The organism is Pseudomonas sp. lyk4-R2A-10, assembly GCF_030209075.1.
Taxonomy (GTDB): domain Bacteria; phylum Pseudomonadota; class Gammaproteobacteria; order Pseudomonadales; family Pseudomonadaceae; genus Aquipseudomonas; species Aquipseudomonas glycinae.
Genome location: NZ_JARVSR010000010.1, coordinates 348,839 through 375,502 on the forward strand (window position 1 = coordinate 348,839; position 26,664 = coordinate 375,502).

At 60.6% G+C, this 26,664-nt stretch carries 21 protein-coding genes; 6 read left to right on the plus strand and 15 right to left on the minus strand.

Going from position 1 to position 26,664, the window contains the following annotated elements:
- Nucleotides 1–13: 13 nt before the first annotated feature.
- The 6 genes from glgA to QRN46_RS15120 all read right to left on the minus strand — a co-directional run bounded on the left by glgA (nucleotide 14) and on the right by QRN46_RS15120 (nucleotide 7,242).
- Nucleotides 14–1,600 carry a glycogen synthase GlgA gene (glgA, locus tag QRN46_RS15095; RefSeq protein ID WP_221614727.1) on the minus strand — a complete coding sequence of 529 codons (1,587 nt, stop codon included), beginning with the start codon at nucleotides 1,598–1,600 and terminating at the stop codon, nucleotides 14–16.
- A 527-nt stretch (nucleotides 1,601–2,127) separates the two neighbouring features.
- Entirely contained in the window at nucleotides 2,128–3,081 is a 954-nt protein-coding gene (locus QRN46_RS15100) for a D-2-hydroxyacid dehydrogenase family protein (protein ID WP_285355577.1), read from the minus strand.
- 13 nt (nucleotides 3,082–3,094) lie between these two features.
- Entirely contained in the window at nucleotides 3,095–4,120 is a 1,026-nt protein-coding gene (locus QRN46_RS15105) for an alpha/beta fold hydrolase (RefSeq protein WP_085611706.1), read from the minus strand.
- An 85-nt stretch (nucleotides 4,121–4,205) separates the two neighbouring features.
- A complete protein-coding gene (locus QRN46_RS15110; protein ID WP_085667105.1) occupies nucleotides 4,206–4,640 on the minus strand; it encodes a YqaA family protein in 435 nt (144 codons plus the stop codon).
- Nucleotides 4,640–5,086, minus strand: a complete 447-nt coding sequence (locus tag QRN46_RS15115; RefSeq protein ID WP_285355578.1) for a DUF411 domain-containing protein — start codon at nucleotides 5,084–5,086, stop codon at nucleotides 4,640–4,642. The genes QRN46_RS15110 and QRN46_RS15115 overlap by 1 nt, the downstream gene beginning before the upstream one ends.
- A gap of 164 nt (nucleotides 5,087–5,250) precedes the next feature.
- On the minus strand, nucleotides 5,251–7,242 hold the full coding sequence (locus QRN46_RS15120) for a methyl-accepting chemotaxis protein (protein ID WP_285355579.1): 1,992 nt from the start codon (nucleotides 7,240–7,242) through the stop codon (nucleotides 5,251–5,253).
- A gap of 381 nt (nucleotides 7,243–7,623) precedes the next feature.
- On the opposite strand from QRN46_RS15120, the gene QRN46_RS15125 reads away from it, so the two are divergent.
- Nucleotides 7,624–8,157 carry a hypothetical protein gene (locus tag QRN46_RS15125; RefSeq protein WP_221614723.1) on the plus strand — a complete coding sequence of 178 codons (534 nt, stop codon included), beginning with the start codon at nucleotides 7,624–7,626 and terminating at the stop codon, nucleotides 8,155–8,157.
- 39 nt (nucleotides 8,158–8,196) lie between these two features.
- Here QRN46_RS15125 and QRN46_RS15130 read toward each other — a convergent pair whose 3' ends face one another.
- From QRN46_RS15130 to QRN46_RS15155, 6 genes are all read right to left on the minus strand, one after another.
- On the minus strand, nucleotides 8,197–9,141 hold the full coding sequence (locus QRN46_RS15130; RefSeq protein WP_221614722.1) for a GNAT family N-acetyltransferase: 945 nt from the start codon (nucleotides 9,139–9,141) through the stop codon (nucleotides 8,197–8,199).
- Entirely contained in the window at nucleotides 9,141–10,430 is a 1,290-nt protein-coding gene (locus tag QRN46_RS15135) for a phenylacetate--CoA ligase family protein (RefSeq protein ID WP_221614721.1), read from the minus strand. Before QRN46_RS15135 ends, QRN46_RS15130 begins: the two co-directional genes overlap by 1 nt.
- A complete protein-coding gene (locus tag QRN46_RS15140; RefSeq protein WP_221614720.1) occupies nucleotides 10,414–12,864 on the minus strand; it encodes an aldehyde dehydrogenase family protein in 2,451 nt (816 codons plus the stop codon). Before QRN46_RS15140 ends, QRN46_RS15135 begins: the two co-directional genes overlap by 17 nt.
- A gap of 1 nt (nucleotide 12,865) precedes the next feature.
- Nucleotides 12,866–13,996, minus strand: coding sequence for a LuxE/PaaK family acyltransferase (locus QRN46_RS15145; protein ID WP_201818317.1), 1,131 nt, complete (start codon nucleotides 13,994–13,996; stop codon nucleotides 12,866–12,868).
- Nucleotides 13,997–14,011: 15 nt separating this feature from the next.
- Nucleotides 14,012–15,259 carry an MFS transporter gene (locus QRN46_RS15150; protein ID WP_011333979.1) on the minus strand — a complete coding sequence of 416 codons (1,248 nt, stop codon included), beginning with the start codon at nucleotides 15,257–15,259 and terminating at the stop codon, nucleotides 14,012–14,014.
- A gap of 261 nt (nucleotides 15,260–15,520) precedes the next feature.
- On the minus strand, nucleotides 15,521–15,658 hold the full coding sequence (locus tag QRN46_RS15155; RefSeq protein ID WP_181457857.1) for a hypothetical protein: 138 nt from the start codon (nucleotides 15,656–15,658) through the stop codon (nucleotides 15,521–15,523).
- Between the two features lie 157 nt (nucleotides 15,659–15,815).
- Here QRN46_RS15155 and QRN46_RS15160 point away from each other — a divergent pair, with 157 nt between their 5' ends.
- A complete protein-coding gene (locus QRN46_RS15160; RefSeq protein WP_007957552.1) occupies nucleotides 15,816–16,004 on the plus strand; it encodes a hypothetical protein in 189 nt (62 codons plus the stop codon).
- Between the two features lie 18 nt (nucleotides 16,005–16,022).
- Here QRN46_RS15160 and QRN46_RS15165 read toward each other — a convergent pair whose 3' ends face one another.
- Nucleotides 16,023–16,400 carry a hypothetical protein gene (locus QRN46_RS15165; RefSeq protein ID WP_011333980.1) on the minus strand — a complete coding sequence of 126 codons (378 nt, stop codon included), beginning with the start codon at nucleotides 16,398–16,400 and terminating at the stop codon, nucleotides 16,023–16,025.
- Between the two features lie 294 nt (nucleotides 16,401–16,694).
- On the opposite strand from QRN46_RS15165, the gene pvdQ reads away from it, so the two are divergent.
- Nucleotides 16,695–19,031, plus strand: a complete 2,337-nt coding sequence (pvdQ, locus tag QRN46_RS15170; protein ID WP_201818320.1) for a bifunctional acylase PvdQ — start codon at nucleotides 16,695–16,697, stop codon at nucleotides 19,029–19,031.
- 62 nt (nucleotides 19,032–19,093) lie between these two features.
- On the opposite strand, the gene QRN46_RS15175 is transcribed toward pvdQ, so the two are convergent.
- Complete coding sequence (locus QRN46_RS15175) at nucleotides 19,094–20,095, minus strand: FecR family protein (RefSeq protein ID WP_201818321.1); 1,002 nt, start codon at nucleotides 20,093–20,095, stop codon at nucleotides 19,094–19,096.
- 155 nt (nucleotides 20,096–20,250) lie between these two features.
- Here QRN46_RS15175 and QRN46_RS15180 point away from each other — a divergent pair, with 155 nt between their 5' ends.
- Complete coding sequence (locus tag QRN46_RS15180; RefSeq protein ID WP_102621347.1) at nucleotides 20,251–20,520, plus strand: PepSY domain-containing protein; 270 nt, start codon at nucleotides 20,251–20,253, stop codon at nucleotides 20,518–20,520.
- Between the two features lie 60 nt (nucleotides 20,521–20,580).
- Here QRN46_RS15180 and QRN46_RS15185 read toward each other — a convergent pair whose 3' ends face one another.
- Nucleotides 20,581–23,901 (minus strand): dermonecrotic toxin domain-containing protein, encoded by a 3,321-nt coding sequence (locus QRN46_RS15185; protein ID WP_285355604.1) that lies wholly within the window; start codon nucleotides 23,899–23,901, stop codon nucleotides 20,581–20,583.
- Between the two features lie 48 nt (nucleotides 23,902–23,949).
- Here QRN46_RS15185 and QRN46_RS15190 point away from each other — a divergent pair, with 48 nt between their 5' ends.
- Complete coding sequence (locus QRN46_RS15190) at nucleotides 23,950–24,990, plus strand: hypothetical protein (RefSeq protein WP_285355606.1); 1,041 nt, start codon at nucleotides 23,950–23,952, stop codon at nucleotides 24,988–24,990.
- 627 nt (nucleotides 24,991–25,617) lie between these two features.
- A complete protein-coding gene (locus QRN46_RS15195; RefSeq protein WP_201818324.1) occupies nucleotides 25,618–26,649 on the plus strand; it encodes an Ldh family oxidoreductase in 1,032 nt (343 codons plus the stop codon).
- Nucleotides 26,650–26,664 lie beyond the last annotated feature (15 nt).

Consider the following 26,664-nt stretch of genomic DNA (forward strand, 5'->3'; position numbering starts at 1 on the left):
AAAACCTCCCTGGTTATTTGTGGTGCGTTTTACCCAGCGCCTTGGCCACCAGTCGTTCGTAGAGTTCGGCGTAAGGTTCGACCGCCTTGCACCAGTTGAAGGGTGCGGCCATCGCCCGGCAACGCATTGCATTGAGCAGTTCGGGGAAGGCAAACACCTTGAACGCGCGGCTCAGGGCTTCGCGGTAGCTGTCGGCGGTGGATTCGTTGAACAGGAAACCGGTGACGCCGTTTTCAATGGTGTCGGCCAGCCCACCAGTGTTGCGCGCCACCGGCAGCGAGCCGAAACGCTGGGCGTACATCTGGCTCAGACCGCAGGGCTCATAACGCGATGGCATCAACAGGAAATCGCTGCCGGCGAACATGCGGCGGGCGTCGGTTTCGTTGAAGCCGATGCGCACACCGATCTGGCCGGGGAAGCGCAGCGCCAGTTCGCGCATGGCTTGTTCTTCTTCCGGTTCGCCACGGCCGATGATCGCGATCTGGCCACCGTTCTGGACGATGTATTCCGACACCGCCTCGGTCAGGTCCAAACCTTTTTGATAAACCAGACGCGAGACCACGGCAAACAGCGGGCCCTCGGAGTCATGCAGACCGAACAGTTCGCGCACGTGGGCGGCGTTCACGGCTTTGCCTTCCCAGTCGCCAATGGCAAATGGTGCAAACAGGTGCGGGTCGGTGGCGGCATCCCAGCTTTCATCGATGCCGTTGGGAATGCCGCTGAGCAAACCTTGCTGGGTCTTGGCGGCGAGAAAACCGTCGAGACCGCAGCCGAAATCCGGGGTGGTGATTTCCTGCGCGTAGGTGGCGCTGACCGTGGTGATGTGGCTCGAATAAGCCATGCCGGCCTTGAGGAACGACATCTTGCCGTAGAACTCCATGCCTTCCTGTTGCAGGGCATGAGCGGGGATCCCGAGTTCCGGGCACGAACCGAGGCTGGTCACGCCTTGATAAGCGAGGTTGTGAATGGTGAACAGGGTCGGTGTGCGTTGCCCGCGCCAGTGCATATAGGCAGGCGCCAACCCGGCCGGCCAGTCGTGGGCGTGCACCAGATCCGGGCACCAGTGGATTTGTGCGAGGTTGGCCGCGATATCGGCGGCGGCCAGGCCCAGACGGGCGAAGCGAATGTGGTTGTCCGGCCAGTCGCGACCGTTGTTGGCGCCATACGGGCCGCCGTCGCGAGCGTAGAGTTCAGGGCAGATCAACACGTAAATAACCAGACCATCGGGCATGTCCATGCGCCCGATCTTGCAGGGCGGCAGCGCGGCGTGACCGCCCAGTTCGCCGATGATGTGGATCGGATTCTCGCTGTTCATCACTTGCGGGTAACCGGGGATCAACACCCGGACGTCATGCAGGTGCGCCATGGCGCGGGGCAGGGCGGCTGAAACGTCTCCCAGACCGCCGGTCTTCACCAGATCGGCAATTTCCGAGGTGACGAACAAGACTTTCTTCTTGTTGGGGTTCTGACTGGCCACCGGGGTCAGCGTCTTGGTGCTCGGGACGTTGATCGACCGGCTGCCGGGAACACTTACGGTGCTCGATTCACCCATCGGCTGATGAGCCCGTTCTCCCTGAATATCCAATGCCGCACTGATCATATGAATCTCCCGTCTCTTTGATCTGATTCTTGTCTTGAACAAGCGATGTCCGTGGCCAGGTCCTGTGGCCGGGCGCAAACGCGCCACGCATCGGTGAGCAAACGCTACCCAACACGCGCAAGCAGAATGGGTGAGGGGGCCATTGCAAGAGTTGAACCAGTCGCTTTGGCCCTGCCTATCAGATGACCCGTCGCGATCTGCAAAAGTTTCGACGAATTTTTGACTTTGTGACCGGCCGGTTTTACCCCGCGAAAATCAGTCTAGGCCAGATCCTAGAGCGGGCCAGGGTCATCGGATGAATTGTTCGACAATCTGTTGCAGACTCACGAAATACGTGGCCTTGAGAGAGGGCGCGCCCCGACGAAGTGCACGTTTGGCGGGTTCTATGATGCGAAATGGTGACCGGGCGGTCACGATTTCGGGCGCCGGGAATGTGCGGGCGCACTGTTGCGGTGCGGACAGTTGTGTCGGCGGGCGGACAGCGGGTGCTGCTTCGCGGGCAGGGGGTGCCCGCGAAGGCGAGGGTTTCAGTTGAGCAGGCGGACGGGTTCCCCGGTTGACCAGGCTTGAATGTCTTCGATTATCTGCGAAAAGAACAGCTCATAGTTCTGGCGGCTGACGTAGCCGACATGGGGCGTGGCCAGCACGTTGTCGAGGGTGCGAAACGGGTGCAGCGCCGGCAGCGGTTCCTGATCGAACACGTCGAGGGCCGCACCGCCGATGCGCTGTTTCTGCAAGGCCTTGATCAGTGCCGTTTCGTCGACAATCGGTCCGCGCGCGGTGTTGACCAGCAGTGCGGTCGGTTTCATCCAGGCCAGTGCCTGGGCATCGACCAGACCCCGGCTGCGGTCGCTGAGTACCAGGTGCACCGACAGCACGTCAGCCTGTTCGAACAATTGCTGCTTGCTGACATAGGTGACGCCGGCCTGTTCAGCGCGCTCGGCGGTGAGGTTTTCACTCCAGGCGATCACACGCATGCCGAACACCTGACCGAATTGCGCCACCCGCTGGCCGATGCTGCCAAGGCCAAGAATGCCGAGGGTCTTGCCGTGCAGGTCGCTGCCCAGACCTTGCTGCCACTGACCGGCGCGCAGAGCGTTGGCCTCGTTCACCAGATTGCGGGTGGCAGCCATGATCAGCGTCCAGGTCAGTTCCGGTGCCGCGTGTTTATAGCTGTCGGTCCCGCAGACCTTGATCCCGAGACGGGCGGCGGCCGGCATGTCCAGCGCTGCGTTGCGCATGCCACCGGTGACCAGCAGCTTCAGGTTCGGCAAGCGTTTGAGCAGGTCTTCGTCGAAGCGCGTGCGTTCGCGCATCACGCAGATCACTTCAAACCGGCCCAGACGCTCGGCCAGCGTGGCGTTGTCCGCCGGGTACTCATGGACGAAGGTGACTTCGCCGAGACTGTCGAGCACCGACCAGTCGACTACGCCCCGCGCGACGTCCTGCCAGTCATCGATCACCGCAATCTGCACCGCCATCAGCGTTACCTCTTCAACGAACGGGATTGGTTTTGTCCAGCCAGCCCAGCAGCGCCTCGTGGAACTTCGCCGGCTCTTCCATCTGGGGGGCGTGGCCCATGCCGGGGAATTCCACCAGCGTGGACTGAGGAATCAGTTTCGCCACCTGCTTGCCCAGCACCTCGTAGTGACCGATTTTCGCCTTCACTTCGGGCGGCGCGATGTCCTTGCCGATGGCGGTGGTGTCGGAGGTGCCGATCAGCAGCAGGGTCGGCATCTTCAGGTCCTTGAACTCGTAGTACACCGGCTGAGTGAAGATCATGTCGTAGATCAGCGCCGAGTTCCATGCGACCTGAGTCTTGCCCGGGCCGTTGCTCAGGCCGGCGAGCATGTCCACCCAACGGTCGAATTCGGGTTTCCAGCGACCGTCGTAATAGGTCGTGCGTTCATAGTCGCGGATGCCCTGCGCGGTGACTTTCAGTTCGCGCTGATACCACTGGTCGACACTGCGATACGGCACGCCGAGGGCTTTCCAGTCTTCCAGGCCGATCGGATTGACCAGCGCCAGTTGCTCGACCTGATCCGGATATTGCAGCGCATAACGGGTGGCGAGCATACCGCCGGTGGAGTGGCCGAGCAGGGTCGCTTTCTGGATGCCCAGCGCCTTGAGCAGCTGCTGAGTGTTGGCCGCCAATTGCTGGAAGGTGTACTGGTAGTGATCGGGTTTGCTGGAGGTACAGAAACCGATCTGATCCGGGGCGACCACCCGGTAACCGGCTTCGCTGAGGGCCTTGATCGAACTGTCCCAGGTCGCGCCGCAGAAATTCTTGCCGTGCATCAGCACCACGGTGCGCCCGTTGGCCTTGCCGTGGGCGGCGACGTCCATGTAACCCATCTGCAGCGACTTGCCCTGAGACTGAAAGGCAAAGTGCTTGAGGGTGTAGGGATACTCGAAACCCTGCAATTGCGGGCCGTATTGCGGGCCTTCGGCGTGAGCGAGCAGGGGCAGGGCGGCGGTCAGCAGCAGGCCGGGCAGCCAGCGGGTCAGCGATACGGACATAGGACAACTCCACAAGAAATCGGCCGATGCTGGAACGGCCGGATTAGGGCGACGTTAAACACAGGCAATCCCCGGGCCCGATCGTTCAACCGAGCCAGCCGAGGGTGAGCATCGCCAGCACCCCGTAGCGGGCGCCTTTGGCGAGAGTGACGATCAACAGAAAACGCCCGAGAGGTTCGCGCATGACCCCGGCGATCAGCGTCAGCGGATCGCCGATGACCGGCAACCAGCTGAGCAGCAACGACCAGTGACCGTAACGCTGATAGTGAACGCGGGCTCGCTCCATATGCCTGGGGCTGACCGGAAACCAGCGCCGGTCCTGAAAGCGTTCCAGCCCGCGCCCCAGCCACCAGTTCACCAGTGAACCGAGAACATTGCCCAGCGTCGCCACGGCCAACAGCCCCCACAGCCAGTAACGATCGCTGACCAGCAGCCCGACCAGTACGGCTTCCGATTGCAGCGGCAACAGGGTCGCCGCGCCAAATGCGGCCAGGAACAGCCCGAGATAACCCGCCGTCATCAATGGGCCGGGTAATCCGCCACCACCACATCGGCACCGTCTTTCTTCAGGCCGATCACTTGATACGCATCGCTCATGCCGTCCATTTCCATGCCCGGCGAGCCCATCGGCATGCCCGGTGCGGCAACGCCAAGCAGGTCATCGCGCTTGCTCAGGGCCAGCACCTGTTCCGCCGGAACGTGGCCTTCGACGAATTTGCCGTTGATGATTGCCGTGTGGCAGGACGCCAGACGTGGCGGCACGCCGTGTTGTTGCTTGAAGCTGCTCATGTCGCTTTCGACGTGGTCTTCAACCTTGAAGCCGTTGGCTTCCAGGTGGCTGATCCACTTTTTGCAGCAGCCACAGTTGGCGTCGCGGTGGACTTCGATCGGGATAAGGTCGGCGGCTTGCGCCAGGGAGGAAATGAACAGCGCGCTCAGGGTGGCCAGACGCAGATGGTTTAGCATGGAGGGCTCTCGGCTTAGAGGAGAAACGGTCAAAAAAGGAGGGCATTTTGACCGGTTTTTCCTGCCTGGCATCAACGGAGTGTTTCCAAGTGATACGAGGCAGGCCTGCCAACATGATCGTAGATCAAAGCTGACAGGCCACTGAGCGCAAGATGACAAAACGGTCAGCGAACCTTGAAGCGGCCCATGATCGCGCTCACCCGGCTGTTGGCTTCCAGCAGCTGGCGGGTGTTGAGTTCGCTGGCCTGACCGCTTTCCACCAGCTCATCAACCATGTGGCGGATCTGCACCATGCTGCGGTTGATCTCTTCGGTGACTGCGCTTTGCTGTTCCGCGGCGGTGGCGATCTGGGTGCTGAGGCTGTTGATGTGGCTGACCGAACCGGCCATTTCGTCGAGGCCACTGTTGACTCGCGCCGTGGCATCGGCGGCTGACTGACAACTGGCCTGAGTGTTTTCCATGGCGCTGACCGAGGAAGTCACACCTTGGGTCAGACGGCTCAACATTTCGTTGATTTCCGAGGTGCTGGCCTGGGTGCGGGCAGCGAGGGCACGCACTTCGTCCGCCACCACTGCAAAACCGCGACCCTGTTCACCGGCGCGTGCCGCTTCGATCGCCGCGTTGAGTGCCAGCAGATTGGTCTGGCCGGCAATGGCGCCGATCACGCCGAGGATTTCGGTGATGCGCTGGGCGTCCTGCTGCATGCTTTCGACCTTGTGGGTGGCGCTGGCCACTTCGTCGATCAACGCCACTACGCTGCCTGACGCTTCACCGACCACGATGCGGGAACGGTCGGCGTTTTCGTTGGCGCGCTGGGTGAAGGCAGCGGTTTCGGCAGCGTTCTGCGCGACGCTTTCGGCGGTCGAGCTCATTTCGTTGATCGCGGTAACGGTTTGGTCGGTTTCCGAAGCGTGGCGCAGCAGAATCTGGCTGGTGTGCGCCGAGGTGCGTTGCAGGCTGTCGAGGCTCGAGGCCATCGCGCCGGTGGCCTGGGTCACTTCGCCGATCATGTTCTGCAGGTAGGCGATGAAGGTGTTGACTGAATGCCCGATGGCACCGAGTTCGTCTTCAGCGCGGATGGTGATGCGCCGGGTCAGGTCGGCATCGCCGCTGGACAGCGAATCGATGTTGGCCTTCAGCGCTTTCATGCGCGAGACCAGTTGGCGGATCGCGTAGACCTGCAACAGCACCAGCAGGAGCACCAGCGGAATCTGCAGCAGACTCAGGCTGCTGAGTACGTCGTCACGCTGGGCGGTGAGCATCTTGGTCGGCAGCGCGGTGGCGAGGAACCACGGGGTGCCTTCGATCGGGCGCATGAAGAAGGTGCTGGCTTCACCGTGGTTGTCGAACTCGACACGCTGTGCCTGCTCGCGGTTTTGCAGCCCGGCTTTGATCTGGCTGGCGAAGGTCGAGCCGCCGGCCAGTTCGCTGATGTTCTTCAGCACGATCGGCCCGTTGATACGCGAGCTGTTGCTGATGATCTTGCCGTCAGCCTCGACGATCAGCATTTCGGCGTTGAGGTCTTTTTCCTTGCGTGCCACCAGATCGTTGAAGAAGCCCAGGGTCACGTCGATGGTCGAGACGCCCCAGGCGCTGCCGTTTTTCTGGATGGCCATGGCGCAGTTGGTGCGCGGTTCGGCGCTGGCGTCATCTTTATAGGCAGCGGCCCACGCGCATTGGCCGCGCGGGGTCTGCATGCCGCCCTTGTACCAGCTCTGGTCGTAATAGTTGGGGGCCGCGTCGCTGTTCCAGAACGTGTTCACCGCCAGTTTGCCGGAGGCATCCCGGTGCCAGAACGTACTGAACTTGTTGCGTCCGGCCTCACGCTGACCGGGCAATGGCCAGATGCCGCCGCCGAACACTTTCAGTTCGCCATATTGATCGACCAGCCCCGGCAACACGCTGTCGATGGCCGCGCTGTCGAGCAGCGGGATGGTCTGGGTGATGCTGCGCTGTTGCGCCTGGACCTTGTTCAATTCGCCCTGGATCTGCTCGGCCACTTCCGCAATGCGGTTGAGCACGACTTGTTCTTCGGTATGGCGCAGCTTGGGCGCGACCAGCTGGCTGATGCCGACCACGGTCAGCACCGACAGCAACAAAATGAACAGAACCAGAAACAGCGTGTAGCGAGCCTGAATGGTGCGGAATGCGGGCATGGAAACCGGTCCTTGAGCAGGGATTCTTATTGTGGGCAGGGGAAAAACAGCGCGGGTTTCCTAACGTATCGTCGGGTCTTCGGGAAGCTTTAGGTACTTTCGTCCTAAAACGTGCGATCCCGATCAATGGAACGTATCCGGCCTGATACATGCGAACTAACCGTCCCGAACATTAGAGCAACAAACCCACTTTCATCTGATTGTCATGAACCCTCTTATCCAGCATTTCCGGGGCTGTTGCGGGTTTGTATCGTGAATGTACAAAAATTGTAAAAAATGCAGAAAGGAGTTGGTGCCACTGGTTTGCAGGCCGATACTCCGGGCAACTAAAAAGTCGTTCAACAAGGAATTTTTCATGTTTTCCTCGCAAGGAGCTTGCTCATGACTATCGGATATACCGGTGCCTGGCAACCCAAGGCGGGTTTGCTGGTTCGAGATACAGGAAGCTCGAGCAAACCGGTTTCTCAAAGCGTGAAGGTCAAGCAGATGCTGGCCCTGGTCGGCAATGACCCTACCGTACTCAATACGGCGGAAATGGATAAGCAGGGGCTGCACAAGAACATCAAGGGATTCGATCCGACCAACGTTTCGGCGAAGCAACTGGGCAGCCTGAGTGCGTTCCTGCGTAGCCGGGGTCTGATTTCCGAAATCACGTCGATGACCCTGCTCAATGCCGGCGACAAGTTTGATCGCTTCGGCATACAGAAAGACCCGGAGGCAAGGTTCAATGCGCTGGAGTATTTCGCCACGCAACTGGAAACCATCCAGAACAACAATCTCAAGGGCAACAAGTACGCCAATACGTTGATTCCCGAGTACAAGAAAGCCATCTATGTCTTGCAGAACCTGAAGACCTACGGACAGGGCGGCGAGCGCAAGCCGCCGACCGACAAAGGCGTCGACGCCAAGGCATGATCAGAAGGCCCGCACCGGGAACGGAGCGGGCCCTTTCGTTTATGGGCGGTTGCCGCCAACCTGCAGTCCCGTCAGCGGTGCGATTTGTTGCTGCATGTCGTCATGCAATCGCTGCATTCGCGGGCACTGCAGTGCCAGGGATCTGGGCTGGAACCCGCGATGAAACAACGCCAGCCAGCCTGCACCTCTGTCATCGGGCGCCAGTCCGCTGAACACGAAACCCATCGACGACAACCGGCGCCAGGCATTGTCGAAACCCTGCGCCAGCCTGAGCCTGATCGATATCAGCCAATGTTCGGGCAGTTGTTGCAGCTGTTTGAGCAAACTGTCGTCCACCTCGTTGAATACCCCGTCATATCGCCCCCAGCGCTGTTCGAGCTGCGCCGGTGCGCCAACCCACGGCGACACGCTCAACCGTGTTCCGAACACGTCGCACATCTGTTGCATGAATTCACGGCATTCGTCGGGCCAGGGCAAGGCCGGCAGCGGGCGCTGATAGCCATCGACAGGGGTGTAACCCAGTACAAGCGATTCCGTCACCGCGTTGCCAAAGGGCGACGGTGCATGATCGGGCAGCAATCCGGTGTTGTGAAAACCAAGGCCGGCGGCCATCTTCTGGGTGTAGGGGTGATGGGTCATCTGCTTGATCGTGACGCCCTGATAACCAAGCGCCTGTGCATGGATCAGCAAGTGTCGGCCCAGTTGCGTGGCGACGTTCTGGCCACGGATCTGCGGATCCACCACGCTCAGCGCCAATTCGACGATGGATGTTCCCTTGTCGAGAATCAACGCGGAGTGGCCCGCCACCTGATCGTTGGACACCGCCACCAGCGAATGCCAGCGGCCGACGGCATGGTTCTGCTTGATCATGCGGGGCAGATAGACATGCGGCTGAGCGTAATGGTCGCCGTAGATCTTTCTGAACAGGCGACTGACCGCCGGGGCGTCGCTGGTGCGAAAACTGCGCAGGGTGATGGATGTCATCAGCAACGCTCCTGGCCGCAGCCGCTGTAGACGCGCCGGTCCAGCACGCGCTGACGTTTGCCGGAGCGTGGATGGCGTGACAGTTCCTGAACCGTACAACAGCGAATCCGCAACGCCAGCAGGTGATCGGTGCTCAGTTGTTCGATCAACGGATAGTCTTCGATCAAGGCGCTGTGCAGCGTCTGGTCGGCTTCAGCGTTGGCCGGTGACAGGGCGTCCGGTGCCCAGTGCAGGCGAAGGATATCCATGACGCCGTCCTGCTCGATCACCAGTTGCCAATCGTCGCTGCCGGTGATGCGCCGCACGGTTTCGCCGATCGATTGCGGCAGCAGAGTCAGAATGCCCACGCGCACCCGCTGGCTGTCGGCGCAGCGGCCCATCAGCGCAAACTTGCGCCTGGGGGTGTCAGGCGGCTCTCGCCAGCACGCACGGTCGCCGACGGGGTAGCGGATCAACGGCATCAACCGGCGCGTGAGGTTGGTCATCACCAGGCGTCCGACCCGGTCGCATTCATCGATCACTTCACCGGTCTGCTCGTCGAGAATTTCCAGCACTGCGTGACATTCGGGAACCCGGTGTTCGCCGATGGCGCAGTCACCATGGCTGGCACCGATGAATCCGGCGTCCACGCTGGCGTAGCCGATCGAGGCCACGCGGGCGTTGGGGAACACCCGCGCCAGCCGTTGCAACTGGGCGTCAAACAGGCTTTCACCGGCGTAGAGCAGGGCGGTGACGCCAGTGAGGACCCGGTCATGTTGCTCAAGCCACGCCGCGAAGCTCAGCAGATGGGCCGGCAGACCCGCCAGCACGTTGATCCGGTGGCGGGCAATCGCATCGGCCAGGTTGTCCGAGTCGACATGGCCGGTGAAGGGAAACTCGACGACCTCGGTTTGCACATGCGCCAGCGCATCGTGGGTGAAGATGAAGCTGGCATACAGATCACCGACAAAAAACAGGTTGGCGACCCGGTCTCCGGCGCTCAACCGGGCGCCGAGACTGCGACCGAAGTCTGTGACCAGCGTCTGCCATTCCTCACGCCGGAACAGTGAAAACTTGCCGGCGCTGGTGGTGCCTCCGGTCTTGAAAACCAGTGCGTCATTCAGCGGTGCCGTCAGGACAGGCCACCGATCGAGGTCATGACTGCCTTTCCAGTATTCCACGGGGTCAATCACCGGCAGTTGTTCCAGGGCTGTGATCGGTTGGGGAAGTGCAGCGAAGTGACGCGTATAAAACCCGGAATGCTGTCGCGCAAACGTGATCAGCTCTTGCAGTTCAAACCGTGTGTTCATGATTGGCTCCTTGCCTGTCTGCGCAGGGGCCAATGCCCCGGTTGTCGATCAGCAGCGGCGTCTTGCCGCTGTGTTTGTTGCGGGTAAAGCCGTCGCTGCCGCAGACCTCTACCTCAACGGTCAGCAGCCCTGTCTGGATAAGAGTGGTCAAGGTCGGATAGTCCAGCAGGCGACGCTGAACATCATCGGGTTGCCGTGGGCTGCGAAAGCGCATGCGCTCCAGGCCGTCCGGGGCGTGTTCGAGGATCAGCTGGAAGTCGGTCTGCAGGTGCTCCGCCAGTAGCGCTAGGCAGATGAAGTCGGTGCCGATGCGCATCAACCTGCCGTGACGTTGCAGCAGCTCGAAACGCGGCGTGGGCAGCCCGCAGTCACACGCACCGGGCAGCCAGCGACCGCTGTCGCCGACGTCGTAGCGCTGCACGTCCTGTCCTTCGCGCTCGATGGAAGTGAACACAAGACGCCCGGTTTCACCGTCGGTCACCGGTCGATCAGACTCGAAATCCACAATCTCCAGGTGCTGGATATCGCTCATCAGATGAAACACGCCATCGCCTGTAGCGGGGCAGGCATGGCCGAGCGGCCCGGCGTCGACACTGCCGTAAATGGCCGAGCGGATCAGCCTGACGCCGCAGTCGCGCATCAGTGCAAGGCTTTGTTCTCCGGGGTGTTCGCCGCCGAGGAAGACTTTTTCGATCCCGCCATATTCGCGCAGCCGTGCCTGTTCGTTGAGGAACAAGCGGTGCAGGGTGCTGGGCATGCCGACCAGCACGGTGACCCGCTGATCGATGATGATCTGCGCGATCTCGCGGTAATCGTCATCGGCCGGTGCCCCCATCGGCAGGTGCGTGGCACCCAGCAGTTCCAGCACTTTGGAAAAACTGAAGAAACCGCCATACAACCCGCCGCTGAAGAACAGGTTCATCACCCGGTCGCGGCTCGGGTCGAGACCCGCCGCGAACAAACCGTCGGCACTGGCACGCATCTGCCGATCGAAGTCGCGGTAGCTGAAGCCGGACAACGCCGGGATGCCGCTGCTGCCGCCGGAGCGGAAGTACAAGCGGGCCGCCGGGTGGATCGGGCGGGTGACAAAGGCGTCTTTGCTCATGATCGGCAGATTGGCCACGCAGGGTGGCGTCGGCAGAGGATCGAGCGTGGCGCGGGTTGCCAGCGCCATGGCCGGCAGGCTGACCGATACGCGCCGGCTCAGGCGCTGCAATGCATATACGCCGTCGTGGGGTTCGCCTTCGTAGCCATCGTGAATCGCTTGCACCGGGGTGATCCTCGTGACACCCGCGGCGATCAGTGTTTGAGCCAGTTCAGCCGTTTCGTGTTCTGCACACATCAGCCCGGCGCTTTGCAGTACGTTGCGCCAGGGCAACAGCGACTCGCTGATCCGTGCGCGCGGCAGGGGTTGGAGCAGCAGGCTGCGAAACAGCGGCGAGGGCGCGAGCTGCCGGTCGTGGGCCCAGATGATGCGCCAGTCCGAGGATTGCCAGACCTGGCCGCCGGTCCCGCCAAAACTGTGAGCCAGGCGTGCCATCGCCGTGCGGGTGGTGATTTCAGAGGCCTCCTGAATCGAAGGCAGCAGAACCGGCCAGTGTCGGGATCGACGCTCGAACGCCTCGGCCAGGTCATTGCCGATGGCGCGCAGGATGCTTTCGTCGTCACTGTCCACCAGCAGCCATTGCGGACTGGAACAGGCCTGCTGGTCCAGACGGCAGACTTCATCGGCCACGGCGTCCAGCGCTTCTGGCGTGGCCGCTGCCGGAGTCAGGTAGATGAAGCTGATGCGATGACCCCAGTCGATCCAGCGACATCCGGGCGCCAGTTGCTGACGGATGGCTTGCAGCGCCGATTCACCGCCCCACGCCGACACGCCGTTGGCTCGTTGGCACAATTGGCCGACCTGGGCGGTGCTGGCAGGAACGACCGCGATATGCCCGGCGATCTGGCCGGTCGCATCGCACTGCGCCAAGCCATGAAGCAATTGAGCCGTCAGCCCCTGATCGCTGCTGCTGGGACGCAACCAGTTGACGTTGCCCGCCAGCAGGCCTTCGATCACCGCGCAGAAGGCCAGCAACGGTGCATTGCCGGGGGTGATGTGAACCACCAGGCCCAGCGGGCTCCAGCGTTCAAAGCGTGACTGGCGATAGTCGAGGCGACGCAGGCTGCTCGGTTGCTCGCCGAGTTCGCGCTCAAGCTTGCGCCGCAGGGCGTCCGGCTGGCAGAAACCGATCAGTGCCTGGCGTTGCTCGGGTTCGATGGGCATTGCCATGTCCGGGTCTTGCAGACGTTCGGCAAAAATGGCTGCTGCGCCAAGCACAGTCGCTGTATCGAGCGCCCTGGCCAGTCGTTGTGGCAAATCCAGGTCCAGCTGTTGCAGCGCGACGTCGAGGGTGCAGTCATCGTGAAGTTGTCCGTTGATCAGGTACATATCAGTGCTTCTCCAATAGTTCAGAAGCGGCCATCGCGCAGCTTCGGCCGGCCGTGGTGGCCGCACGGCCATGCAGTTCGAACCAGTCGGTGGATAGACCGCAGCCGCAGCTGACGCCCGGATGCAGGGTGGCCAGATCGCTCATGACCACCGCGTGCGCGGGGCTCGATGAAATGTAAGGCGAGACAAAACTCAGCAAGCCCTGACGGCCGTAAGGCTGAACCGTAAAGTCGGCGGGATGGCGCACGAAAACCTTCGAATAGACCGGTACATGGAAATGATGGTGAGCACACTCGAGGTAAGGCACCGCATGCTCGACCGCACCGTAGCCGTCACGGCAGCGGGACATCTTGATGCCCAATTGGCGGTGAATGCGCTCGTACAGTTGCTGGCGGGGAATCTCCTGCGCCGCATGGGTTTTCCAACCGCCGCCAAACAGCGTCAGCGAGCCTTCTGCGAGTTGCAGGTCAGCCACGCCGGTGGCCTGCATGCGTTGCAGGGTCTGCCAGAGAAACGCGGGGAAGCCGAAGATCCGCACCGGCAGGCCTTCTTCGGCGAAGGATTGCAAGGCGGCAATCACGCCGAAGCCGTCGAATTCATGGCCGCCGCCTGTGCGGCGCAGTGCGTAGGCCACGCGATTGACGGGAGCGAACTGGCACAGGAATTGATCGGTGAAGGATGTGCCCAGGCTGATGCAGCCTTCGGGTTCATAGCCCAACAGCAGGTAGTTGCACGGTGTGTTCGGGGTGTTCCAGTCGTAGTGCTGAAAGATCTGCGCGACCATGTTACGGGCCGCTCCCAGGCTGCGTTCGTCGTAACGCATGCGGCTTTTCTGACCGCTGGTACCTGAGGACGTCAGTTCCCGCGCGTCGATGCCGGCGGGGCTGAGCAACTGTTGCTGCTTGAAAAAACTGGCGAAAATCGGCGGTAGACGCGACCAGTCATCAAGACTGTCCAGGTCGTTCACGCTCAAACCATTGGCGTTCAGCCAGTGTTCGTAGCCCGGAGTGTGCCGGCTGTGAAACCGGCTGATTTCGGCCATGGCCTGGTCAAACAGGCCGTCCGGCACGGAATCCGGGCAATAGGGTTGCGTCAGCGCGCAAAGCGCGTCGCTGTGGGGGAAGTGACTCATCAGGGGTCCTTATCGTTATGTTGAAGAAGCGGAGTCTGCCGGGACGTGTGGCAGGAACCGGTACAGCAGGGGCAGGCTGAGCAGACCGCCCAGCGCCGCCCACATGGCGAAGGATTCGAGACGGGTACCGCCGCCGATGGCAGCGATCAGCGAGCCGCCGACACCCATCACGGCAATCGAAATCATGCCGATCGTGGCGGAGACCAGACCTTTGCTGTCATCGCTGGAAAACAGCGCGAGCCGGTACAGTGCAGCGTTGCTCATGCCCAGCCCCACGGCGTACAGCGCAAGGCCAGTCATCAACCCTGCAAGGGACAGGCTGGACAGTGCGGTGGCGATCAGGGTCAGCAGACCCAGGCAGAACGGCCAAAGTGCCAGACGAATCAGTTGCGGCAGTTCCCGTGACGCGAGCAGTCTGTCGAGGATCAGATTGCCGACGATGACCGCCGAAAAAACCGGAATCTGCCATAGCGCATATTCGCGAGTAGTCAGGCCGAGCGACTGGACGAGCAGCAGCGGCGACATTCCGATCCAGGCAATCAGCGGCAGGCTCATCAGCCCCAGGGCAAGACAGATGCCGACGAAGCGGTGATTGCGCAGCAGTAACAGGTAGCGGCTGCTGATCTGGCGAAAGGAGAAGGGGATCGGCGCTTGCTGACCGCCATCGTGGCGCACAACGCCGATCGTCTCCGGCATACAGGCATACAGTCCGATCCAGGTCAGTGTCGCGATCAGGCCCAGACCGAGGAACAGCTCGCGCCAGCTCAACCATTCCAGCAACAGACTGCCAAGCAGCGGACCGAGCAGAGGTGAAAGCAACGCGACATTGCTCAGCAGCGCCATCAGACGCACCGCATCAGCTTCGCAGAAAACTTCCTGCAGCGCGGGGTAGCTGACTGCCACGACAAACCCCAAACCCATGCCTTGCATCAGTCGCAGGGCGTTGAACACTTCGATGCCGGGCGTGGCGACAGCCGCCGCACAGGTCACGCCGAACAGCGCGCAACCGCCGAGTAATAGCGGGCGCCGACCAAACCGGTCGGACAGAGGCCCGATCAGCCATTGCAGGCAGACGCCGCCGATCAGATACAGATTGAACGCGTTGGGGATGTGAGCCGCATCGGCTTCCAGATCCCGGGTGACGGTCAGCATGGCCGGCATGACCATGTCACTGGCCATGTAGGTCAGCCATTCGAACAGCGTGATGGCGAGACAGAAACCGAGCGCCTGGAGTGACGGGAGGGGGATGAGAGTTCTTTGCATGCGCTTTCACGATCGTCGAGAGGGAGCGCAAAGGGTAGGGAGGAGCAGGGAATGTTCCTACGCCATTGGTGTGACGGTCTATGACGCGGTTATGCGTGATGTTGCGGAGGGCGTCATTCCCGCTTAAACAGGCGAAATCCCCTACATCAGAAATCGCCGATCCATAAAAAAAGCCCACATTCCTGTGGGCAATTTTCCTGACGCTAAAATCCGTTGTTGCATTTGAACGGATGGACGCTGGCATCCTTTCCGCGAGATGACTTAACGATGGTAGTAATAGCCAGGGCCAGGCGCGTAGTGGCGATGATCGCCATGCCAGCCGCCGTGGGGAAAGATGATGCAGCCGCTCAGGGTAAGCAGTGCAAGGACAGGAATCAGCCAGGTGATTCGACGCAGCATTTCAAAGATCCTCATGGTTGACGCCGTTTGAAGCCAAAGCTCTTCATCGGCTGTAACATGAGACCCCGTTTACCGCGGCGCATCCCCGTCAAACGGTATGCGCATGGCATCAACGCCGATACAAACCCGATACATTCCAACGGTTCAGGAACCTGTAATGACCCATAAGCAACGCTTGATATATTCGATTCTGATCGCCGTCGCCGTACTGCTGATCATGCTCGGCCTGTCCTGGCTGCAAAACGCCGGCAAGCTCAGCGAGCAAACCTTCCAGTACATCGCCATCGGCGTGGCAGTGGTGGTCGTGGTGATCAACGGCGTGATGCGCCGCAAGGTCAAGCCCTGACGGCGTCGGCCGCGCGCCTCAATCGTGGTTGAGCACGGCGGCAGCCTGGGGATGGAGACTGTAGCTCTTGTCGTCGTTGAACGTGATCACGCCTTCGGCGCACAGGCGCTTGAGCACTTCGCGAACGCTGAGGAAGGACAAGGGAATGTCCAGATCCAGCAACTGGCTGTGAACGCCACGCACACCCAGACGACGATCGTCTTCGGCGGCGACCAGCAGGGTGTCGATGACTTTGAGGCGAATCAGACTGGTGCGCAGGCCAAAGCTTTTTAGCAGCAAGCGGATGCGTTCATTGCCGTGACGCTCGATCCGTTGCCCGAATACGTCGACGTGCGAACCCATGGGCGCTCCTTGTAGGGTCTGGCTACCTTCCGATGGTAGGGGTGGGTTGTACATGCGAATACTCCTTTCAGAGCCTGATCAGGAAAGGTTTTTTGTGCTCTCTCTAAACAAGACGTTTCAGCCCGACAAATCATGAAGCGAAAAATGTAGAAAATTTGTCGTCGTTTCGTCTTTTCCCCGTGATGGCGGCACGATATGGGTGGGTGACCCACTAAATTTTTTTTCCACGGCTTCGTTTTCTGGACAGGCTCATTGCGCGTGACGCGTGGGTGATTTCAGAGCGAGCCGGGCCCGACGTGTTCACGGTGGCGGGCGGTTCGCTCTTCGGCATATCGATCAGGAGCGAGCGTGACTATTTCCAGGCAATTCACCGGACTGACCCTTGCCGGCCTGTTTCTCGGGCTGAGTCTGTCGGCGCAGGCGTTCAGCCCGTCCGTTCAGACCGGCGCGGATATCCGTCGCACAGGCTTTGGGGTACCGCACATTCGCGCGGAAAACGAACGAGGCCTCGGATTCGGCATCGGTTACGCCTATGCGCAGGACAACCTGTGCCTGCTGGCCAACGAAATCGTGACAGTCAATGGCGAGCGGTCGCGGTACTTCGGGCCGGAGCAATTGACGGTCGAAGAACGCGAGAACCGCATCAGCGATGTGTTCTTCCAGTGGCTCAACACCCCGCAGGCGGTGAATGCCTTCTGGCAGGCGCAGCCGGCCGAGGTGCGTGACCTGGTGGAAGGTTATGCCGCCGGCTACAACCGTTACCTGGCCGAGCGCCGTCAGCAGGGACTGCCGCAACAGTGCCAGGGTGAATGGGTGCGCGATATCGCCGCCGAAGACCTGGTGAAGCTGACCCGTCGACTGTTGGTCGAGGGCGGTGTCGGTCAGTTCGCCGAAGCGCTGGCGGGTGCGACGCCGCCGCAGGTCACTGCGCAAATTGAAAACGATGCGCGGGACTACCAACTGGCGGACACACGCCTGCAACGCTTCGCACTCGACCGTGGCAGCAACGCGGTGGCGGTGGGCAGTGAGCGCTCGTTCAATGGTCGCGGCATGCTGTTGGCCAACCCGCATTTTCCGTGGGTCGGCGGCATGCGCTTCTATCAGATGCACCTGACCATTCCGGGCAAGCTCGATGTGATGGGCGCGGCGCTGCCGGGTCTGCCGATGATCAACATCGGTTTCAACCAGCACCTGGCCTGGACCCACACCGTCGACTCGTCCAAGCATTTCACCCTGTATCGCCTGCAACTCGATCCGAAGGATCCGACCCGTTACCTGCTCGACGGCCAGTCGTTGCCGATGAACAAGCAGACCGTCACGGTGCAGGTCAAACAGGCGGACGGCCAGGTCGTGCCGGTTTCCCGTGACGTCTACAGCTCACAGTTCGGCCCGATCGTGCAGTGGCCCGGCAAGCTCGACTGGAACAATCAGTTCGCCTATAGCCTGCGCGATGCCAACCTCGACAATGACCGGGTGCTGAAGCAGTGGTACGCCATGAACCGCGCCGGCAATCTCAAGGATCTGCAGGATTCGGTGCACACGGTCCAGGGCATCCCGTGGGTCAACACCCTGGCGGTGGATGACAAGGGCCAGACGCTGTACATGAACCTGTCAGTGGTGCCGAACGTCAGTACCGACAAACTGGCCAGGTGCAGCGACCCGCGCGCCGGTCTGAAAATGATCGTGCTCGACGGTTCCAACAGCGCTTGCGCCTGGGACAATGATCCGCAAGCCGCACAGAAGGGCATCTACGCCTCCAGCCAACTGCCGCAGCTGTTGCGCAAGGACTTCGTCCAGCACTCCAACGATTCGGCCTGGCTGGCCAACCCGGCGCAACCGCTGACCGGCTTCTCGCCGCTGATCAGCCAGGATGGCCAGCCGCTGGGCCTGCGCTCGCGCTTTGCGCTGGACCGACTGGCAACCCTGAGCAAAAAAGGCCCGGTGTCAGTACAGGACCTGCAACACATGGTGATGGACGATCAGGTGTTCCTGGCAACGCAGGTGGTGCCGGATCTGTTGAAGTTCTGTGCTAACCAGTCTGTTGCAGCGTTGAAAACGGTGTGCAGCAGCCTGAAAGCGTGGGACGGCCGGGCGAATCTGGAGTCGGGCGTTGGCCTGGTGCATTTCCAGAGCATCATGCAAGCGATGCAGGAATCGCCGCAGGCCTGGCGCGTGGCATTCGATCCGAAGGATGCGCAACACACACCGCGCGGGCTGGCTATTGAAAAGCCGGAAGTGGCCAAGGCACTGCGCGAGGCCATGCTGGCGTCGGCCGAAATTGCCGCCAAAATGGGCCTGACCGAGAAAACCCGTTGGGGTGATGTGCAGGTGGTCAGCAGTGGCGGCCAGCAAACGCCGATTCACGGTGGCCCGGGTACGCTGGGCATCTACAACGCTATCCAGAGCGTGCCCCGTGAAGATGGCAAGCTGGAGGTGGTCAGCGGCACCAGTTACCTGCAAGTCGTCACGTTCGACGACAAGGGGCCGCATGCTCAGGGCCTGCTGGCGTTCTCGCTGTCCAGCGATCCGGCGTCGAAGTATTCCCGCGACCAGACCGAGGCGTTCTCGAAGAAACAATGGAGCGTGTTGCCGTTCACCGAGCAGCAGATCAAGGCTGATCCGCAGTATCAGGTGCAGACCGTACGCGATGATCTGGAAAAAACGGGGAAAGTGGCGGCGCAGTAATCAGCTGTTCAACCCGTCTACAACCGCTAAAGCAGAAGGCCGCTCCCTCACGGGAACGGCCTTCAGTTTTTTGGCGGCTGTTGCGGCATCGGATTGATGACCGGGTTGCCGTCCTTGTTGCGGGTCAGGAAGACCGGCAAGACTTTGGGCAGGGTACTGGCGAAGCTGTTCAGTTCCTTGATGTTGTAGATCCCGCCAATCCGGATCGAGCCGGTCGAGTTGTCGGCGAGCATCAGGGGTTTGTCCAGATAGCGGTTGATCTGCGGCAACGCTTCGTTCAGCGACAGGTTGTCGAGCACCAGCCTGCCGCTGCGCCAGGCCAGCGAATGGTCGTTGGCGTAGGTCTGACTGATTTGCGGCATGTCGTCGCCGTGCTTGTAGCGAGCCTGCATCGAGGGGCCCAGGCGCAAGCCGTCGCCGCTCAGGCGGGCGTTGCTGGTGACCAGCACGGAGCCCTCAATCAGGTTCACCTTGACCTGGTCCTCATACATCCAGACGTTGAAGCGCGTGCCGGTGACGCGAATCCTGCCTTCGGCCGCCCTGACGATGAAGGGGTGGCCAAGGTCATGGCTGACTTCGAAGAACGCCTCACCCTTTTTCAGCGTGACGCGACGCTCGTCCTTGTAATTGCTGTAGGTCAGCTCGGTGTTGAGGTTCAGCTCGACCTGACTGCCATCGCCCAGCGTGACATGGCGGACATTGTCGGTCGCTGCAAAATGCTGATAGCTGTTGGGGAGCCAGCCGAGGTTCCATCCGGCCCAGGCGGCCAGCGGCAATGCCAGGGCACAGACCGAAGCCGCCACTGCGTACCGGCGCCATGAGCTGGCGGGTTGGCGAATCGGCACGACCGGCGCGGGTTCCGGGCGCGGCAAGTGCTCAGCCACCTCCCAGATTTCCAGCATGGCCTCATACTCGAACGCGTGAAGCGGGTGCGCATCACGCCATTGTTCGAACGCCTGGCGCTCTTCAGCAGTGCAGTCGACGGCATGCAGACGCATGCACCAATGCGCGGCGGCATCGGTGATCGCATCGTATTCGGCTTCCGAGAGGGTGTTCTGGGTCATTGACTCATCCTGATTTCCCGCATTCTAACCTTTGGGGGAAGGTGCCGAGAACATCCGTCATGGCATTTACCCATCAAACTTTGAACTTTTTTTCCCCAAAACGCCCCAAAAACCAGGACGTCCTGTGAACGCTATCCCCCAAATGGAGTGAAAAAATGATCAAAAGAACCTTGGCCGCTTTCGTCGCAACCGCCAGTCTCCTGAGCGCCGGCGTGGCGCTGGCCGACCGCCCGGGCGCTGGATGGATCACTATCGAAAAGGCCATCGAAATCGTTAAAACCAAGGCCGGTTATGTCGAGGTCTACGAGATCGAGGCCGACAACAACGGCTACTGGAAAGGAGAAGGGCGCAAGGCCGATGGCGTGGTGTACGAATTCCGAATCGATGGGGCTTCGGGCAATGTGCTGCGGGATCAGAAGGACTGATTCGGCTTCCAAAGGCATTAAATGCGCAGGTGTTGCACCTGCGCTTTTTTTTCGTCTGCTTCAGGGCGATTGCATGGGGTCGAGTTGCCGCCCGATTTCGCAGATCAGCCGGGTGACGGAGTCGGCATTGCGCAGGATCACCTTGATGCGAACGTCGGGATTTTGTCGATCAAGGAAGGCGTTGCGCGCTTCAAGAAGGTTTTTGGCGCCGGTCAGTTGCAGGACTTCATCGTAGATCAGTTGCATGTCCGCAATCTTGTCGATCCCCATCCAGGTTTTGAGGGTGGTGTTCCATTCGGCAAACAGTTGCTCTCGTGGCGTACGCAGTGACAAGGCAGAGCTCTGATCGAACTCCAGATCCTCGTACAACCTCAAGCCATCCGGAGTGAGGGTCGATATCAGGTCACAGAACGGCTCACGTGCACGCAATGTTGCGATATCCATCGTCTTGCTGAATTGATGGGAAAACTCGTGAATCAAGGTGGATGCCTGGGCATGCCCGTCGACATCGAATGGCACCTGCATAAAAGGTTTGAATGCATCCAGTTGCTGGTCGAAAAAGTGTTCGGTGAAGTGCACCAATCGCTTCTGGTCGCCATCCAGGACAAACGCGATCACATCGGGCAGATACTTGTTGGAACCGACGACGAAGCGCTCTGTTTCCAACAACTCATCAGCGGGGTCCACCAGGGCTTTGCAGATGGGGATGATGGCGGTGCCGATTTTTTTAAGCATTTCGGCGGTAATCTTCGGCGCATCAAAAAAGCCTTCGAGAAAAAGGCTGACCCGGGGGTTGGCTATACCCTTGGTGAGCGGAACCAGATTATGCAGGCAATAAAAGGCATAGCGTCGGGCGAGGTCGATTGCATGCACCAACTCCTGGGCTTTTTGCGGGTATTTGAGGCGAATCTCATTCATACCGTGGGCTTCGATGTTCAACATGTTGCGGCGCAAGCGGGTAATGGTCGTGCGTTCGGCGAGTTTCCTGATGGCCTGGCCGTAGTGAACGGTCTGACCAGGTGAAATGATGACCTGGCGTGATTCGCTGATCTGGATCATCGGGCCGGATTGATCCGGGCTGCGCAGTTGCCAGGCTTCACCCTTCTGAACGACCGGGTAGACCTTGCCTTCAATCACGGCGTAATGGCGGTTGTTCGACACATCCCGGTAGGTGCCCAGCCTGGGGCTGAAGACGAGATCCTCCAGCGCAACCTCCCTCGCCTCGAAAGGACCCAGCTGCGTGCGTCGAGGCGAAGTGGGTTCGATGTCGGCCCTATCCGGCGTGATTGTTTCTTCCATGTTTTTCGCCATGGTTTCGGCTGCGTCTGTGCTTTGCTGCTCGACGGCATCACTGGCGATGGAGGTTTCGGCCGACATCTGCGGCAAAAGCCCCATCATCACCATTTGCGCGGCCCCTCCGATAAAAGACCGCAGCGCGCGTTTCCAGTGGTGATCCTGCAGTGCTTCGGCCGAGTCCTTGAACTCGTCGTACGCTTTCCAGAGAAAGGGGATGACGGCAAGCTTGCCCGGCAGCAAACCGGGAACCTGTTTGATTTCATCGCTGAGCAGAACTTTTGCTGTCTCCCAGTCAGTCTGCGCTTCGCTCTGTTTCTGGGTCCCCAGCAGTTGGGTGAGCAACTTGAGATTGTCGGTGTACAGGTACTCCAGCAGGTTGCCGGTGATTGCTCGCAAGTCCAGGCTCATTTCACTGGTCTGACCCAGTGTGGATTCCAGCAGGCTGCGAAACAGCGCGCGCTCGGCTTCTGGCAGGCGGCGCAGCAAGAGGTTCTGCAAATGTCCGGGGATGTTCAACGCCGCTATCAGCGATTTTTCGTCATCGAATTCGTGAAAGACCTGTTCGTCATAGGGGGCGTAGAGCACCAGTGGCTCTCTGTTTTCGCCGCCGGCCGTGAACACATGCATTCCGGGAACGATGACCGCTGGCGTGCCTTCGGTCTTGATCAGCGAAAGCGGGCAGGCAATGGCCGGCACCTCTGCGGCGGCCCGGGCAATACCGTCGGGCATGTCCAGCACCTGACGTACGTAATCGAAGGCGGTGTCACACAGCCGTTGCTGCAGTTTCAGGGCATGGGCCTGTTGCATCAGTTGCCAGGGCAACTGACGTAAAAAGCGCTGCTTGCGCTCACGACCTTCGGCCGTGTCGATCGACAGTGAACCGGCCACTTTTGCGCTGAAGCTTGTCGGTATCGCCAGTGAAAGCAGCAATTGCGTCACCGCTCCCTGATCCAGCCCGGCCGGCATCGTCTGCCGGTTTTTCGATGACACCCGAAAGCCCGTTCCCTGGGCGACGTTGATGTGGTTCAGGGCGAATTCCACCAGCGTCTGCGGGGGGCCGGCCAACGCCAGGTGAGGGGTGATTTCCATTTCGCGCGGATCGAGCCGATGCCCCGGAAAGCGCTGGCCGAGCAAGGTCGCGAGCGTCTGTTCGACGTGGCTGACCAAAGTCGGCACGCCCGTCAGGTAATCCTGATCGTTCGAAACACTCTGGTACCACTGTTCCAGCAATTCAACGTGCCTTTTCTGTTCCATTACCGGCGCCATTCCCAGCCAGGCGGGCAATGTCTGTGCGGTGGCGATGGCTTGCGCATGGCTGGCTGCCAGAGGCAGGTTGGTGTTGATCGTCGTCCCGCGCAGTTGTTCCAGAGCCCTTTCCAGGCGGGTCTGGTCCGTGATCCGTGAGCGCACCTGTTCGCATCGATCCAGGTAATGCTCGATGCTCGACTCCATGCGATCAAGCAGCACGTTGCCGCCAATGAAAAGCAGCGGCCCCAGGGTATATCGCTGATGGGCCTGGAACTGTGATGCAAGGATGTTTTCCAGCAAAGAAAGGCGTTGTGTACCGTCGAGGAGTCGCCGGTTCAACTGCCTGCGGACACTGGCCACGCTGTCGAAAACTTCCAGCCCCTGTGAAGGCGTCCATAGCACTGCAAACCCCGAGTGTTGTTCGTCGAGGCCTCCACGTTCGGTTAACAGGATGCAATTTGCCAGGCGCACCAGATGGCGTTCACCGGGACTTTCGAGTGTGAGCGAATAGGCATCCGGGCGGAAACCGTTGAGCGCCTCACGCTGCATGCGGGTGGGGCGATCGGCGCTGATCACGGTATTGACGATCGCTTCAGCCCAGGCCGGCAGGGTTGCATTCAATCGGCGGAGCCTGGCCTCACCGTTAATGCCGACAAACCAGGCGTGTGCCAGATCCGGCTTCATGGTTTCCAGCCAGTAACGCTGGATGGCCCGATTCTTCATGGGTTGACTGGCAAGCCGGTTGACCAGCGGACCCTCAACCGAACGGAAGGTCTTCACCGCCGCAAGGGCCTTCTCCGCGAGCACAGCAGAGGGTTGCCGGTCGCCGGCGATCACCGGGTGTGTGCTCCAGCGTCCCCTCGTGTCCAGCTGCAACAACCGTTCATGGATCATCGAGCGGATATCCAGACTTTTGTCGAACAGCGCGTGAAGGTTCACGGCACCGTCGCTGTGTCGAAACACCTGCAACGCGTATTCGATGTTCTGTCGTTGCTTGGTGATGATCGATTCGAACAGGATTTTGAAGATTTCCCCGACGATCCGTTCTCCCGATACCTTGGGTTGATCGAAACCGAGAAAGCGATTTTGCTCATCCAGGTTCAACAATCCGAAGAGCTCGTCTTCGTGACCCCTGGCGAGAAATTTGTCCTGCAGCGTCTGCTTGAGATCTTCGTAATCCTCGAGCAATTGCAGGCCTTGGGCGGGCGTATAAAGAAACGCGTGAGGTTCGCTGATCATCAGCGAACCCGCCAGTTCCACGTAATTGGCGGCGTGTTCCCACAGCCGTACGCTTTCCACCACAGGAAAACGGACGGCGGACGAAACCGGATCTATCAGTTGATGCACGGTGTTGAACTGCTCGCGATCGAGGATCCCGGCTTCGCGCTTGAGCATCCATTCGCAGCGTGCCTGGTCTTCCAGCACTTGAGCGAAGAAGACACGCCGGGTGGTGCCAACGGCGGAGGGGGCGTCCCAGAAACCTTCCAGTTCGCGAAACAGCAGCACCGGCAACCGCCCCGAAGTGTTCTTGACGACATCCTCCCAGACAGCCTGATCGTCAATTGCCGGTTTTCTGCCCGGATTGGAAAACGCCGGTTGCCGGCCCGCCGGCCAGTGCTGATGTCGGTAATACGCCAGTACTGCCTCACTCAGGCTCATGGATTCGGGCCAGTGCCTGTCGGTCAATTCCATGGGGCGGGCGCTGTCACTGGCAAGCGGACGGAATCTGACGCGTGTATTTTTTTGCCGCAATGTCCCGAAATGTGGCTTGAGCGCGTTATCCAGTATCGCCTCCAGCATGTCCGTGAGCGTGGCGATGGCTTGCAGTTCGGCGCACAGGGCTTCGGTGTTCAATGCCTGTCCTTGCTCGAGGCTTGCACGCTGTTCTTCGAATATATCCCCGTCGATAATGCTGAAGGTCACTGAAACGGGCCCGGCGTCGAGTAGTCGCTTGCGTTGGGGCTCGGCCAGAAATGCCAAAAGAGGGTCCTGCTCATCGGCGTCGTTGAGGCGTTGTTCGAGTTGCACCTTCAGGGATTGCCGACTGTGATGTTTTCTGATGCCGTCATACGGGGTGTAGAGAATCAGACCCTTGTCATCCGGCATCTCCCCGAGAACAAAGGCGCCGGGCAGCGGCAGGGGAATCTGGTTGCCGACGTTCAGCAATACGCGTTCGGCACGCAGGGGGGGAGTCTGCTGTCCGCGCAAGGTGGCCGACGCCAGCCGGGCATGGGCGAGCCAGCGAAAATCCTTTTCGCGCAGGCCGTGTGCCTTGCCCAGTTCGGGCCAGAGTCCCGGTGAATCAATGGCTTCGGGGAATAACAAGGGAGGTGTTGGGGCTGACATCGTGGAGTCTCGCTGAGGGCGTTTGCACGCGCTGATGGTTTGAGGCTCAAGATTAAGAATCGGCCGGGATCGGCAGGTGGTACATGGATATTGCGCCAGGTGCGATCCGCATCACGGGGTTGACAGGCTACCGGCTGCATGTGGTTAATCCGGTTGCGGGTTGTTCGTTCGCTGTTGTTCCCTCCAATAATTACTCTGGAGCTTCAGATGTCTGCGCCACACGATCATGCGATCTCGTCCTCGGTGTCTCTGGACGAGCTGATTCAACTGCTGGAAACGATTTTCACCCGTCACGGCACCTCGGCCGAAGTCGCCAGAACCCTGGCCACCAATTGCGCCAATGCCGAGCGGGACGGTGCGCACAGTCACGGCGTATTCCGGATTCCCGGTTATGTCTCGACGCTCAACAGTGGCTGGGTCAACGGCAAGGCCGTGCCGAAAGTCGAGGACGTGGCTTCAGGGTTTGTCAGTGTCGATGCCGGCAACGGTTTTGCCCAGCCTGCGCTGGCGGCGGCGCGTCCACTGTTGGTGGAGAAGGCCCGCAGCGCCGGGATTGCGGTGTTGGCGATCCGAAATTCCCATCACTTTGCCGCACTGTGGCCGGACGTCGAGCCGTTCGCCGACGAAGGCCTGGTAGCGCTGAGCGTGGTCAACAGCATGACCTGCGTGGTGCCGCACGGCGCCGACCGGCCATTGTTTGGCACCAACCCGATCGCCTTCGCCGCGCCACGGGCCGACGGTGCGCCGATCGTGTTCGACCTGGCCACCAGCGCCATCGCTCATGGCGACGTGCAGATCGCCGCGCGCAAGGGCGAAAAACTGCCGGCAGGCATGGGCGTCGACAGTCTCGGCCAGCCGACCTGCGACCCGAAAGCGATTCTGGAAGGCGGCGCATTGCTGCCGTTTGGCGGGCACAAAGGCTCGGCGCTGTCGATGATGGTGGAGCTGCTCGCCGCCGCGCTGACTGGCGGCAATTTCTCGTTCGAATTCGACTGGAAAAACCATCCGGGGGCCAAGACACCGTGGACCGGTCAGCTGCTGATCGTGATCGACCCGAGCAAGACCGCCGGGCAAAGCTTTGCCGAACGCAGTCAGGAACTCGTGCGGCAGATGCACGGGGTAGGGCTCAAGCGCTTGCCGGGGGATCGGCGGCATTTGCAGCGGGCCAAGTCATTGGCCAAAGGGATCGAACTGGATCAACTGACCCTGTCGCAGCTGCGTGAACTGGCCGGCGAATGAGTGTTTGCCGGGCAT

Coding starts and splice junctions, on each gene's coding strand:
- glgA (WP_221614727.1), bottom strand. CDS start 1,600: ATGATCAGTGCGGCATTGGATATTCAGGGAGAACGGGCTCATCAGCCG.
- QRN46_RS15100 (WP_285355577.1), bottom strand. CDS start 3,081: ATGGCGGTGCAGATTGCGGTGATCGATGACTGGCAGGACGTCGCGCGG.
- QRN46_RS15105 (WP_085611706.1), bottom strand. CDS start 4,120: ATGTCCGTATCGCTGACCCGCTGGCTGCCCGGCCTGCTGCTGACCGCC.
- QRN46_RS15110 (WP_085667105.1), bottom strand. CDS start 4,640: ATGACGGCGGGTTATCTCGGGCTGTTCCTGGCCGCATTTGGCGCGGCG.
- QRN46_RS15115 (WP_285355578.1), bottom strand. CDS start 5,086: ATGCTAAACCATCTGCGTCTGGCCACCCTGAGCGCGCTGTTCATTTCC.
- QRN46_RS15120 (WP_285355579.1), bottom strand. CDS start 7,242: ATGCCCGCATTCCGCACCATTCAGGCTCGCTACACGCTGTTTCTGGTT.
- QRN46_RS15125 (WP_221614723.1), top strand. CDS start 7,624: ATGACTATCGGATATACCGGTGCCTGGCAACCCAAGGCGGGTTTGCTG.
- QRN46_RS15130 (WP_221614722.1), bottom strand. CDS start 9,141: ATGACATCCATCACCCTGCGCAGTTTTCGCACCAGCGACGCCCCGGCG.
- QRN46_RS15135 (WP_221614721.1), bottom strand. CDS start 10,430: ATGAACACACGGTTTGAACTGCAAGAGCTGATCACGTTTGCGCGACAG.
- QRN46_RS15140 (WP_221614720.1), bottom strand. CDS start 12,864: ATGTACCTGATCAACGGACAACTTCACGATGACTGCACCCTCGACGTC.
- QRN46_RS15145 (WP_201818317.1), bottom strand. CDS start 13,996: ATGAGTCACTTCCCCCACAGCGACGCGCTTTGCGCGCTGACGCAACCC.
- QRN46_RS15150 (WP_011333979.1), bottom strand. CDS start 15,259: ATGCAAAGAACTCTCATCCCCCTCCCGTCACTCCAGGCGCTCGGTTTC.
- QRN46_RS15155 (WP_181457857.1), bottom strand. CDS start 15,658: ATGCTGCGTCGAATCACCTGGCTGATTCCTGTCCTTGCACTGCTTACC.
- QRN46_RS15160 (WP_007957552.1), top strand. CDS start 15,816: ATGACCCATAAGCAACGCTTGATATATTCGATTCTGATCGCCGTCGCC.
- QRN46_RS15165 (WP_011333980.1), bottom strand. CDS start 16,400: ATGTACAACCCACCCCTACCATCGGAAGGTAGCCAGACCCTACAAGGA.
- QRN46_RS15175 (WP_201818321.1), bottom strand. CDS start 20,095: ATGACCCAGAACACCCTCTCGGAAGCCGAATACGATGCGATCACCGAT.
- QRN46_RS15180 (WP_102621347.1), top strand. CDS start 20,251: ATGATCAAAAGAACCTTGGCCGCTTTCGTCGCAACCGCCAGTCTCCTG.
- QRN46_RS15190 (WP_285355606.1), top strand. CDS start 23,950: ATGGATCATCGAGCGGATATCCAGACTTTTGTCGAACAGCGCGTGAAG.
- QRN46_RS15195 (WP_201818324.1), top strand. CDS start 25,618: ATGTCTGCGCCACACGATCATGCGATCTCGTCCTCGGTGTCTCTGGAC.